This is a genomic window from Streptomyces sp. NPDC002055 (assembly GCF_040296705.1).
Lineage (GTDB): Bacteria > Actinomycetota > Actinomycetes > Streptomycetales > Streptomycetaceae > Streptomyces.
Genome location: NZ_JBEOXS010000107.1, coordinates 1 through 12,031, shown reverse-complemented (window position 1 = coordinate 12,031; position 12,031 = coordinate 1). Strand labels below are relative to the sequence as shown.

9 protein-coding genes are annotated in these 12,031 nt (G+C 71.9%); 5 read left to right on the top strand and 4 right to left on the bottom strand.

Translation table 11 applies throughout. The features are described 5' to 3' along the window. Positions 1–98: 98 nt before the first annotated feature. The 4 genes from ABT112_RS34060 to mtnA are packed head-to-tail and all read right to left on the bottom strand — an operon-like array spanning position 99 to position 5,816. Positions 99–1,943 (bottom strand): LpqB family beta-propeller domain-containing protein, encoded by a 1,845-nt coding sequence (locus ABT112_RS34060; RefSeq protein ID WP_351515684.1) that lies wholly within the window; start codon positions 1,941–1,943, stop codon positions 99–101. Further along, entirely contained in the window at positions 1,933–3,972 is a 2,040-nt protein-coding gene (mtrB, locus tag ABT112_RS34055; protein WP_351515683.1) for an MtrAB system histidine kinase MtrB, read from the bottom strand. Before mtrB ends, ABT112_RS34060 begins: the two co-directional genes overlap by 11 nt. A 1-nt stretch (position 3,973) precedes the next feature. Then, positions 3,974–4,663 carry a two-component system response regulator MtrA gene (mtrA, locus tag ABT112_RS34050; RefSeq protein ID WP_351515682.1) on the bottom strand — a complete coding sequence of 230 codons (690 nt, stop codon included), beginning with the start codon at positions 4,661–4,663 and terminating at the stop codon, positions 3,974–3,976. 4 nt (positions 4,664–4,667) lie between these two features. Then, entirely contained in the window at positions 4,668–5,816 is a 1,149-nt protein-coding gene (mtnA, locus tag ABT112_RS34045) for an S-methyl-5-thioribose-1-phosphate isomerase (RefSeq protein ID WP_351515681.1), read from the bottom strand. Positions 5,817–6,002: 186 nt separating this feature from the next. On the opposite strand from mtnA, the gene ABT112_RS34040 reads away from it, so the two are divergent. From ABT112_RS34040 to ABT112_RS34020, 5 genes are read left to right on the top strand one after another with little or no spacing between them, the layout of a single operon-like run. After that, complete coding sequence (locus ABT112_RS34040; RefSeq protein ID WP_351515680.1) at positions 6,003–7,307, top strand: DUF7847 domain-containing protein; 1,305 nt, start codon at positions 6,003–6,005, stop codon at positions 7,305–7,307. A gap of 7 nt (positions 7,308–7,314) precedes the next feature. Next, a complete protein-coding gene (locus ABT112_RS34035) occupies positions 7,315–8,001 on the top strand; it encodes a DUF4129 domain-containing protein (protein ID WP_351515685.1) in 687 nt (228 codons plus the stop codon). Further along, positions 7,998–9,251 (top strand): DUF4350 domain-containing protein, encoded by a 1,254-nt coding sequence (locus tag ABT112_RS34030; RefSeq protein ID WP_351515679.1) that lies wholly within the window; start codon positions 7,998–8,000, stop codon positions 9,249–9,251. Before ABT112_RS34035 ends, ABT112_RS34030 begins: the two co-directional genes overlap by 4 nt. Beyond that, positions 9,248–10,213, top strand: a complete 966-nt coding sequence (locus ABT112_RS34025; protein ID WP_351515678.1) for an AAA family ATPase — start codon at positions 9,248–9,250, stop codon at positions 10,211–10,213. The genes ABT112_RS34030 and ABT112_RS34025 overlap by 4 nt, the downstream gene beginning before the upstream one ends. Before the next feature lie 17 nt (positions 10,214–10,230). Next, a complete protein-coding gene (locus ABT112_RS34020) occupies positions 10,231–11,544 on the top strand; it encodes a DUF58 domain-containing protein (RefSeq protein WP_351515677.1) in 1,314 nt (437 codons plus the stop codon). Positions 11,545–12,031: the final 487 nt, after the last annotated feature.

The window sequence follows — 12,031 nt, the reverse complement described above, 5'->3', positions numbered from 1 at the left end:
CGCCTTTCTGCTCGCCGAGGCCGGCCTGCTGGACGGGCACCGCGCCACGACGCACTGGACGATGTGCGACCAACTGGCCGGGCGCACAGGGACGCCTGTCAACCCGGATAGACCGGCGCGGACCCCTTCCGGGTGACCAACTTCCAGTTGGCATCCAGCGGCAGCCGGACGATCCCGTCACTCGAATGGGCCATGAGCGGCTTGTTCTTGTCCTCGGAGGCCGCGACGGCCCGGACGTCGTTGATGCCGGGCAGTGTCGGAGTGTTGGAGGACGAACCGTCGGTCTCCACGTACTGCAGCTGCTGGACACCTCCGGCCTCCGTGCCGACCACGACGAGCCGGCTGCTGCCGGCCCACGACGCGGCCTTCACATGCTGCAGCTGCGGTGCCACCGAACGCAGATCTCTCACCAGGAGCGACACCTCGCCCCCGCGGGTCTCGGTCCGCTCGACCCGCCCCAGTTCCAGCGAGGTGTGCCCGTCCCGGGTGACCAGCAGGGCGATGCGCACCCCGTCCGAGGAGACCCGCAGGCCCTCGATCCGTCCGTCGCCGAGCGCCGGCACCTCCACTTCCTCGGGCTTCCCGGTCCCGGCGGACAGCCGCAGCAGGCGCGGGCGGTCCGGGTCGCGGTCGGCGACCCACAGATTGCCGTTCCCGTCCCAGCTGGGTGCCGTCAGGGCGTCCCGCTCGCGCTTGGCCGAGCTGCGCAGCCTCGCCTCGCCCTGCTCGGCCCCCGAGCTCATGGGTGCCACGTACAGCGACCGGCCGTCCAGGGAGACCCCCGCCGCGAACCGCTCGCTGCGGTCGACGCCCACCGCCCCCAGCTGGACCGAACCGTCCCCGAACGGTCCCTCCACCCGGCTCGGCTCGTCACTCCCGTCGGACAGGCTGGCCACTCGGTGCTCGGAGTCGACGAAGTACTGGTGCTCGGAGTGGGTCCTCAGACCCGCCGGTGCGTAGGCGGCGGCCTCGCCCGGCTTCAGCACGCACAGCTCGCTGCCGTCCTTGCGGGCCAGTGTCACTCTGCTGATCTTCGCCGACGCCTGGTCCTGGACGGTGTACAGCAGCTGCGCGGCCATCCGGTCGCACTGCGGCGCCGCGACCCGCGCCGCCCGGTCGTTCAGCCGGACCCGCAGACCGTTCGAATCATCCAGGGACAGCGTGTCGTCCACCACCGCCGTGCCGCGCGGGAACGTGGTGCCGACGACCCGGCTCAGCCACTGCGTGGGGCCCTGGAGCAGCGCCTTCACCGTCGAGGTCAGCGGGTCTATCCGGCGGCGCAGATACACCGGATCGGCGACCAGCACCTCCTTCTGCGCTCCTGCCGCCTTCTCGTCCGGATCGGTCCGCGCGAAGTAGTACTTGTTGACCGACCGGTAGATCCGCTCGAAGTCCGCCTTGCCCAGCACCAGGCCGTCCGGCGGGACGTCGATGCGCCATTCGCCGCCCACCTTCGTGAGGTGGACCGTCGTCCGGTAGGCGCCCCCGCCCGGGGCGTACGCCTGCTTCTGGTCGACCGTGGCGACCTGCTTGCCGGACAGCTCGGCCGTCGCGCCCTCACCCCGGGCGGTCTGCTCACCGGCGGGCACGTCCGTACGCGGGATCGGCCCGTCCTGGAGCACCGTGGTCCTGGAGAAGGGCTTCCAGTTCTTCGACGCCTCCTCGGTGAGGTAGAGGCGCGCGGTCTTGAAGTCCACCTCGTCACTCGTCGTCGCCTCGAGGAAGCCCTTGACGATGTCGTTCGGCTGCTCGCCCGACCGGGGCGGCACGCCGAACACGCGCACCTGCGCGTCGGCGTCCGCTCGCTGCGAGGCGTCGACCCGGTGGACCTCACCGCTGTCCGGCATGGAGGCGCAGCCCGTTGCCACCAGAGCTCCGCAGCCGAGCAGAGCGACGGCCCGCAGCGGGCGCCATCGACGGTTGGTGTGCCGCTCAGAGCCCACGAGGCCCGTCCTCCCGCTCGGGTCGGTTGTCCTGCCGCATCTGTCGCTGCGCGCCACCCGGCGGCGCGGATCCGTCCGGTGCGCCCCCTCCGCGCGGCACCACCCGTGCGCCGTTCCCGGGCAGGGCGGCCGGATCGGCGGTGGGGGCCGGGGTCCGCGGCTGGGAGGGGACGGGGGGCGTCCGCGCCGGGCCGCCGTTCGGCAGACCCGCGTCGTTCAGCCCGCGGTTGCGCCGGGAGTCCTCCGGTTCCAGCGGAATCGGCGAGCCGCGCAGCGCGTCACCCGCCGTACGGGGCAGGGTCAGCCGGAACTGCGAACCGCCACCGGGCTCACCCCACGCCTGCAGCCATCCACCGTGCAACCGGGCGTCCTCGACCGCGATCGAGAGTCCGAGACCGGTGCCTCCGGTGGTGCGCGCCCGCGCCGGGTCCGCCCGCCAGAAGCGGTTGAAGACCCGGGTCGCCTCACCGGGCTTCAGCCCCACGCCGTAGTCCCGCACCGCGACCGCCACGGCGCCTCCGGCCGCGCCGAGCCACACCACCACGTCACGGCCCTCACCGTGCTCGACCGCGTTGACGACCAGGTTGCGCACCACCCGCTCCACACGCCGGGCGTCCGCCTCGACCATGACGGGCTGCTCGTCGCCGCGCACCACGATCCGGCCGCCCTTGCGCTCGGCGAGTGGCTCGGCCCCTTCGATGACGCGCTGGACGATGTCCCGCAGGTCCACCGGGGCCGCCTCCAGCGCGGCCGCTCCGGCATCGAACCGGCTGATCTCCAGCAGGTCCGCGAGCAGCGACTCGAACCGGTCGAGCTGGCCGCGCAGCAGTTCCGCGGACCGCTTCGTCGCCGGGTCGAAGTCGTCCCGCACCTCATGGATGACATCCGCGGCCATGCGCACCGTCGTCAGCGGTGTCCGCAGCTCGTGCGAGACGTCGGAGACGAAGCGGCGCTGCATCCGGGACAGCTCCTCCAGCTGCTGGATCTTGATCTGGAGGTTCTGCGCCATCTTGTTGAAGGCCTCGCCGAGCCGGGCGATGTCGTCCTCCCCGGTGACCTTCATCCGCTCCTGCAGCCGGCCCGCCGCGAGCCGCTCGGAGATCCCGGCCGCCATCCGTACGGGGGTGACGACCTGCCGCACCACCAGCCAGGCGATGGCCCCGAGCAGCACCACCACGAAGACCCCGGCGGTGGCGAGCGTCCCCTTCACCAGGCTCAGGGACTTCTCCTCCTGGGTGAACGGGAAGAGGTAGTACAGCTGGTACGGGTGGCCGTTGACGTCGTTCAGCTGCTTGCCGATGGCCAGTGCGGGCTCTCCGCCGTCACCGGCGCCACGGAAGATGCGGGTGTGCTGCTCGTAGGTACCGGGCTTCGCGTCGAGGGAGCGCCGCAGCTCCTCCGGCACACTCCGCTCCGGGTCCACCACGCCGGACGCCCGCGGGGCCCGGGTGCCCCGGCTGTCGTCCACGAACGGCTGCTCGGTGTCGGAGCTGAGCGCCATCACCGTGTACACGCCCTGCCCGCCACTGCCGAGCTGCTGCACGAGATCGGTCAGCCACTCGCTGGAGTTCTGCGCCGCCCGGCTGCCGACCGGTCCGCCGTTCTGGCCGCGCCCGTCGGTGTCGGCCTTCTCCCGGGCCACGTTGAATCCGCCCGCGGCCTGGCTCTGCGCCGCTCCCTGCTTGGCGTCCTGAAGCCCGTTGCGGACCTGGCCGATGACGACCACGCCGAGCAGCAGCACCACGCCGAGTGACATCAGCAGGGTCGTGGCGACGACGCGCAGCTGGATGTTGCGCCGCCACAGCCGCACCGCCGGCAGCAGCGGCCTGCGGACCCAGCGCACCAGGAGCCGCAGCACCGGGTGCACCGGGCCGCCCGGCGCACCGTCCTGCAGCAGATTGCCGCCCTGCCAGAAGCGTTCGAACACGGAAATCCGGCCCACCGGGGGGACGGGCCGCCCCTCACGCACGTCCTCCGGGGACCCGGTCCCCGGAACTCCGGACTCCGGAGCGGCGCCGTTCCCGGACATGTCAGCCCGGTCCGGCCTTGTAGCCGACACCGCGCACGGTCACCACGATCTCCGGCCGCTCGGGGTCCTTCTCGACCTTCGAGCGCAGCCGCTGCACATGCACATTGACCAGCCGGGTGTCCGCCGCGTGCCGGTACCCCCAGACCTGCTCCAGCAGCACCTCGCGGGTGAAGACCTGCCACGGCTTCCGGGCCAGCGCCACCAGAAGATCGAACTCCAGCGGCGTCAGCGCGATCGACTGGCCGTTCCGCTTCACCGAGTGTCCGGCGACATCGATCACCAGGTCCCCGATGGCGAGCTGCTCCGGCGCCGGCTCCTCGGAACGGCGCAGCCGTGCCCGGATCCGTGCGACGAGCTCCTTGGGCTTGAACGGCTTGACGATGTAGTCGTCCGCGCCGGACTCCAGTCCGACCACGACGTCGACCGTGTCGCTCTTCGCGGTCAGCATGACGATCGGCACGCCGGACTCGGCCCGGATGAGCCGGCAGACCTCGATGCCGTCCCTGCCGGGCAGCATCAGATCGAGCAGCACCAGGTCCGGCTTGGCCTCGCGGAAGGCGGCAAGTGCCTTGTCCCCGTCGGATACGAACGACGGTTCAAAGCCTTCGCCGCGCAGCACGATGCCGAGCATCTCTGCCAGTGCGGTGTCGTCGTCGACGACAAGGACGCGTCCTTTCATAATCGACATCATCCCATTAGCTAATCGTTACCTGGCGTGACCTGGCGCACAGCTCGGCGAGCCCTGCTTCTGCAACCGGGGAAACCACCCCGCGCTCCGTGACGATCGCGGTCACCAACTCCGGTGGCGTGACGTCGAATGCGGGGTTGTACGCCGTCGTCCCGAGCGGCGCCACCGGTATCCCGTTGCCTGCCTCCGAGACCGCCCCTGAAGCACCCGGAGGTGTGATCTCCGTCACTTCATGACCGGGTCGCTGCTCCACCTCTATCGCCGTCCCGTCCGGGGTGCCGAGGTCCACCGTGGTGATCGGGGCGACCACGATGAACGGCACATGGTGGTAGCGGGCCAGCACGGCGAGCGGATAGCTGCCCACCTTGTTCGCGACGGAGCCGTCCGCCGCGATCCGGTCGGCGCCGATGAGCACGGCATCCACCTCACCGGCGGCCAGCAGCGAACCTGCGGCATTGTCCGTGAGCAGGGTGTACGCCATCCCGCTGCGCGCCGCCTCGTAGGCGGTCAGCCGGGCGCCCTGCAGCAGCGGCCGGGTCTCGTCGACCCACAGCCGCCGCAGCTCACCGGCCCGGTGAGCGGCCCGCGCCACCGCGAACGCGGTGCCGTTGCCGCCCGACACCAGTGCACCCGTGTTGCAGTGCGTGAGGAGGCGGTGCCCGCCGCCCGGCACCAGCTCCTTGAGCAGCGCCAGCCCGTGCTCCGCCATCCGCTCGCTCGCCTCGGCGTCCTCCCGGTGGAGGGCCCGGGCCTCGGCTAGCACCGCCGCGGCAGCTCCGTCGCGGTCCCGGCCCTCCTCGAGAGCTCTCCGGTGGGCCTGTGCGGCCCGGCGCACCCCGTAGCTCAGGTTGACCGCCGTCGGGCGGGCGTGGGCCAGCAGCTCCGCCGCCTCGTCCACGTCGTAGCCGCGCACCGCGGCCAGCGCCACTCCGTACGCCCCGGCGATGCCGAGCAGTGGGGCTCCGCGCACGGCGAGCGTCCGTATCGCCTCCACCAGCGCCGGCACATCGGTGCAGACGAGCTCGACCTCCTCTGCGGGAAGCCGCGTCTGGTCGAGGAGCACCACGACGGGCCCCTCGGGCGGCTCGTCCCAGCGCAGAGCGGGAACAGCGGGTGGTGCAGCAACTACGGGAGGTACCGCGTCCTGATCAGCCATCCGCCCAGTCTGCCCCGTCCGGCAGGGGTATTTGAAGGTGCACGCCGGGTACAGGGCACGGTACGAACTCCGGGGCACCGTGGCACGATGGCAGCGAACCGGCCGTTGCTGTGCTCGACCCAGGGGGCATCCCCCTGACGCGTGAGCCCAGTCGAGACCGCGGACGGGCACCGTGAAGGAGCGATGATGAACGACTCTCCGGGCTGGGCTTCGCCCGGATCCTCCCCCTCCGACGAGCCGGCCCGGGGCGGCTCCGGCGACCGGCCCGACGCAGAGGGTCAGGGCCCATCGGCTCCCGAGGACCGCGGCGCACCTCCGGTGAACTGGTCCCAGCAGCAACCGCCCCCCGGCCAGTGGACCGCGCCCGCCCCGCCCGGCACCGCGCCGGGCACCGGCGGCGCTCCCGGCTGGGGCAGCCCGGGCCACGGGGGCCCGCAACCCGGCTGGAACTCCGGCTGGGCCCAGCCGCCCGCCGCGGCCAAGCCCGGCATCATCCCGCTGCGTCCGCTCGGTGTCGGCGAGATCCTCGACGGCGCGGTCTCCACCATGCGAGCGCACTGGCGGACCGTCCTCGGCATCTCCCTGGTCGTCGCCGTCGTGACGCAGACCGCGTCCACGCTGACGACCGGCCTGTGGTTCCGCGGCTCGGGCAGCCTCCAGGGGCTGGAGAAGAACCCGAACCCGACGTTCGACGAGACGCTGGACGCCGTCGGCGGCACCCTCGCCGGCAGTGGCGTCACCTGGCTGATCAGCGTGCTCGGCACGATCATCGCCACCGCGATGCTCACCATGGTCGTCAGCCGCGCCGTCCTCGGGCGGTCCGTGTCCACCGGCGACGCCTGGCGCAGCGCCCGCGGCCAGCTGCCCCGGCTCTTCGGCCTGCTCTTCCTGCTGCCCCTGCTCGTCGCCGCCGTGGCGACCGTGGCGATGGCACCCGGTCTCATCCTCGCCGTCAGCGGAAGCCGGACTGCCGCCGCCGCGTTCATCGTGCTCGGCGCCTTCGCGGCCCTCGCGGCAGCGGTCTGGATCTGGATCCGCTACAGCCTCGCCGCCCCCGCTCTGATCCTCGAGCGGCAAGGGGTGATCGCCTCGATGCGCCGCTCCGCGAAGCTCGTCCGCGGTGCCTGGTGGCGCATCTTCGGCATCCAGCTGCTCACCCTGGTTCTGATCTTCTGTGTCGGGGCCGCCATCGAGATCGTCACCAGCATCATCGCCATGATCGCCGGCGGCGAGGGCGCCATGGACTGGCTGACCGGTGAGAACACCACGACCAGCTGGACCTTCCTGATCGTCGTCGGCATCGGCTCGGTGATCAGCTCGACCATCACCTTCCCGATCAGCGCCGGAGTCACGGCCCTCCTCTACATGGACCAACGCATCCGGCGTGAGGCTCTCGACCTGGAGCTGATCCGCGCCGCCGGAACTCCCGAGAACGGTCCTCAGCAACAGCCCCCGGCTCCCCAGGCGCACAACGCCACGCCGGGGGGCTGATGCGGTGATCGCGACGGGGGGCACAACCGCGGCCCGACTGCTGAACGGCCGCGGAGACGACGAGGTACCAGTGACGATCCCGCGCGCCCCCGCCCGGGAAGCAGCCGAGCGGGAACTCTCCGACCCCAGGTACCAGGAGCACGAGCCAGGCCTGTTCCAGCGAGCCCTGGACTGGTTCTGGGACCGGCTGGACGACCTGCTCTCCGCCGCGTCCGGGGCCTCCCCCGGCGGGACGGTGGGCCTGGTCGTGATCATCCTTGCCGTCGTCCTCCTCGTGGTCGCCCTGAGGCTGCGCCTCGGCCCGCTGCGCCGAACCCCCACCGATGCCGGCGCGCTCTTCGACGAGCGGCCCCGCACGGCGGCCGACCATCGCGCCGCCGCCGAGCGCCACGCCGCCGACCAGGCATGGGACCAGGCGGTCCAGGAGAGCATGCGCGCTCTCGTCCGGTCCCTGGAGGAACGCGCTCTGCTCCTGCCGCGCCCCGGCAGGACCGCCGACGAAGCAGCCGCCGAGGCCGGACAGGCCCTGCCCGACCACGAGAAACGCCTCCACGCCGCAGCCCGTGACTTCGACGACGTCGCATACGGCGGCCGCCGCGCCACCGCGGAGACATACCAGCGCGTGCGCAGCCTGGATCTCGAGATCCAGCGGACCAGGCCCCGGCTCGAGGCCCCCACCGGGGGCACCGGATGACCGATACCACCGGCCCCTCCACCGCGGCCTCCCCCACGGCCCGACAGCTGTGGACGCGGTCCCGCGGCCTGCTGATCGCCCTCACCGTCCTCGTCGTCGCCGGTATCGGGCTCGCCGCAGTGCGCTCCGGCGAACAGCACGGCCGGCTCGACCCCCGCTCCGCGGACCGTCTCGGCAGCCGGGCCGTCGCCCAGCTCCTCGCCGAACGGGGCGTCACGACACAGGTCGTGACCACCGCCCAAGAGGCTCTGGCCGCAGCGGGCCCCCGCACCACCGTCCTGGTGAGCGACCCCGACCGCCTCACCCGGCGTCAGCAGACCAGGCTGCACAACGCCCTCGCCGACTCGACCGGCCGTACGGTGCTCCTCGCCCCCGGTGACGACCCTGCCGACACCTTCGCCCCCGGTGTACGGGCCGCCGCCCGCACCGACGTGACGATCCGTCCCCCGGACTGTTCGTTCGCCGCCGCCGAACGCGCCGGCGACGCAGAACTGGGCGGCATCCGCTACGACTCGTCCGCCCCGGGCACCGACGCCTGCTACCCCAGCAGCGGACTGCCGACCCTGCTCCGGATCCCCGGAGCGAACGGCAGCGACACGGTCCTCCTCGGGGCGCCCGACATCCTCTACAACGACCGTCTGGCGGAACGGGGCAATGCCTCGCTCGCCCTGCAGCTCCTCGGCTCGCAGCCCCATCTCGTCTGGTACCTCCCCTCCGTTGGAGACAGTGCGGCCGGTGGAAACGACCGCAGCTTCTTCGACCTCGTCCCAGCGGGCTGGATGTGGGCATTCCTCCAGCTCGCCATCGCGGCGGCCCTCGCCGCGCTCTGGCGCGCCCGCCGGCTCGGCCCCCTGGTGACCGAACCTCTGCCGGTCACCGTGCATGCCTCGGAGGCCACCGAGGGCCGCGCCCGCCTCTACCGGCAAGCCGACGCCCGCGACCGCGCAGCCGATGCCCTCCGCTCCGCGGCACGCTCCCGGCTCGCCCCGCTCGTGGGTGTCCCGGCCGCCCGGGCTCATGAGCCGGAAGCGCTGCTCCCCGCCGTCACCGGGCATCTGACCGACCACTCGACGGATGCCGCCGCTCTGCTCTTCGGCCCTCCGCCCCCGGACGACCGGGCGCTCGTCCGCCTCCCCGAGGACCTCGACGCTCTGGAACGCCGCATCACGTCCGGCACCGAGCAGGAGCAGCACTCCGCACCATCACCGGCTGAAGCAACACCCCCTACTGAAAGGGACCGCACTCCGTGACCGCCCCGACCGCCGACAGCGCCCGCTCCGCCCTGGAGTCCCTGAGAACAGAGATCGCCAAGGCCGTGGTCGGCCAGGACCCCGCTGTGACCGGGCTGGTCGTCGCCCTGCTGTGCCGCGGCCACGTGCTGTTGGAGGGCGTCCCCGGAGTCGCGAAGACACTGCTCGTGCGGGCCCTCGCCGCATCGCTCGAACTCGACACCAAGCGTGTTCAGTTCACACCCGACCTCATGCCCAGCGATGTCACCGGTTCCCTGGTCTACGACGCACGCACCGCGGAGTTCTCCTTCCAGCCGGGGCCCGTCTTCACCAACCTCCTCCTCGCGGACGAAATCAACCGCACACCGCCGAAGACCCAGGCGTCCCTCCTCGAAGCCATGGAGGAGCGCCAGGTCTCGGTCGACGGCACACCCCGTCCCCTGCCCGACCCCTTCCTCGTCGCTGCCACACAGAACCCGGTCGAGTACGAAGGCACCTATCCGCTCCCCGAGGCCCAGCTCGACCGCTTCCTGCTCAAGCTGACCGTGCCGCTCCCGTCCCGACAGGACGAGATCGACGTACTCACCCGGCATGCCGAAGGGTTCAGCCCCCGTGACCTCGAAGGGGCGGGCCTGCGCCCCGCGGCGGGGCCTGCCGATCTGGAGGCCGCCCGCACTGCCGTCGCCCGGACGACCGTGTCCCCCGAGATCACCGGCTATGTCGTCGATATCTGCCGTGCCACTCGTGAATCCCCCTCGCTGTCCCTGGGCGTGTCCCCTCGCGGGGCCACGGCCCTGCTGGCCACCTCACGCGCATGGGCGTGGCTCACCGGTCGCGACTACGTCATCCCTGACGATGTGAAGGCTCTCGCTCTCCCCACACTCCGCCACCGGATCCAACTGCGACCGGAAGCCGAGATGGAAGGCGTCACCGCGGACTCCGTGATCACCGCGGTCCTCGCCAACGTCCCCGTGCCCCGCTGACCGACGGAAGCGGATCCATGGCCCTCACCGGACGCACTGCCCTGATCGCCGCCGTCGGCGCCCTTCTCACCGGTCTTCTGCTCCCCAACTGGACCGGCATCGTCGCCTTCAACTCCCTGCTGGCATTGGCAATCCTGTGCGACCTCGCACTCGCCGCGCCAGTACGAACGCTCCAGTTCACCCGAACCGGTGATACATCAGTTCGACTCGGTGAACAGGCCCAGGTGCATCTGACCGCCGCCAACCCATCGGCTCGGCCGCTGCGGGCCCAGCTGCGTGACGCCTGGCCTCCCAGTTGCCGACAGACCGGCACAGCCGACGGCACAGCCTCCCGGCACCGGCTGAGCATCCCACCCGGCGAGCGGAGCCGGGTGACCACGGTTCTCCTGCCCAGCAGGCGCGGGGACCAGGCGTCCGAGCGGGTGACCATCCGCTCCTTCGGCCCGCTGGGGCTGGCCGCACGACAGGGGTACCACCGGATCCCGTGGACAGTTCGCGTGCTGCCCCCCTTCACCAGCCGCAAGCACCTGCCGTCAAAGCTGGCGCGCCTCCGGGAGCTCGACGGTCGCACGAGCGTCCTCACCCGCGGCGAGGGCACCGAGTTCGACAGCCTCCGCGAGTACGTCCCCGGCGACGACACCCGGTCCATCGACTGGCGCGCCACAGCCCGTCGGTCCTCCGTCGCCGTCCGCACCTGGCGACCCGAACGTGACCGGCGCATCCTGCTCGTCCTCGACACCGGACGGACCTCGGCGGGGCGAGTGGGCGACGCGCCGCGACTGGACGCCGCCATGGACGCGGCGCTGCTGCTGGCCACCCTGGCCACACGGGCGGGCGACCGCGTCGATCTGCTCGCCTACGACCGGCGCATCCGGGCGTCGCTCCAGGGACGCGCGGCCGGCGACCTGCTACCGGCTCTGGTCAACGTCCTGGCGCCCCTCGAACCGGAGCTGGTGGAGACCGACGCGCGAGGGCTCGTGGCCACCGTGCTCCGGGTGGCTCCCCGTCGGTCCCTCATCGTTCTGATCACCGGCCTCGATGCCGCCCCCGTCGAGGAAGGGCTGCTACCGGTCCTCCCTCAGCTCACGCACCGCCACCCGGTCCTGCTGGCCTCGGTGGCCGATCCTCGTATCGAGGAGATGGCAGCAGCGCGTGGCTCGCTGGACGGCGTCTACGAGGCCGCCGCGGGGGCGCATGCCCGGTCCGAGCGCCGCCACACAGCGGAACGGCTCGCTCGGCACGGCGTACGCGTCGTGGACGCCACCCCCGACGAGCTGCCCGCCGCCCTCGCGGACGCCTATCTCACCCTCAAGGCCGCCGGCCGCCTCTGACCGAGGAACCCCGTACCACCCAGTGCGGCCGGGCCAGTGTGCGTCGCTTGCTCATCTGCGGATTTGGCTGCGTTGAGTCCGGCTTCCGGCTGCCTCGTACCCCGCTGCGCAGTACCCCGCTGCGCAAAAGGCGGTCTTCCTGCTGCGACGCCCCGAGCTGCAGTCAATAAACGTGCAGCCGACTGAGGTGCCGGCCTTCGCCCGGGGCGGTCGTCGCCCGCTGAAGGCGGACACCAAGCGACACGAGCGGTAGGTCGCGTCCAGCGTCCCTGGATCGGCTTACCGCGCGCAGCCGACTGGTCGGTGCCGTCCGACCTGCGATTCGCACGCAGGGGCCGTGAGCGTCCGAATACGGAAAACTGCCCGGAAACACAGAAAAGCCGGAGTCCCCGGAACCAAACGGTTCCGGGAACTCCGGCTTTCTCAATGATTGTTCGGCGGCGTCCTACTCTCCCACAGGGTCCCCCCTGCAGTACCATCGGCGCTG

Coding starts and splice junctions, on each gene's coding strand:
- mtrA (WP_351515682.1), bottom strand. CDS start 4,663: ATGATGTCGATTATGAAAGGACGCGTCCTTGTCGTCGACGACGACACC.
- mtnA (WP_351515681.1), bottom strand. CDS start 5,816: ATGGCTGATCAGGACGCGGTACCTCCCGTAGTTGCTGCACCACCCGCT.
- ABT112_RS34020 (WP_351515677.1), top strand. CDS start 10,231: ATGGCCCTCACCGGACGCACTGCCCTGATCGCCGCCGTCGGCGCCCTT.
- ABT112_RS34030 (WP_351515679.1), top strand. CDS start 7,998: ATGACCGATACCACCGGCCCCTCCACCGCGGCCTCCCCCACGGCCCGA.
- mtrB (WP_351515683.1), bottom strand. CDS start 3,972: ATGTCCGGGAACGGCGCCGCTCCGGAGTCCGGAGTTCCGGGGACCGGG.
- ABT112_RS34040 (WP_351515680.1), top strand. CDS start 6,003: ATGAACGACTCTCCGGGCTGGGCTTCGCCCGGATCCTCCCCCTCCGAC.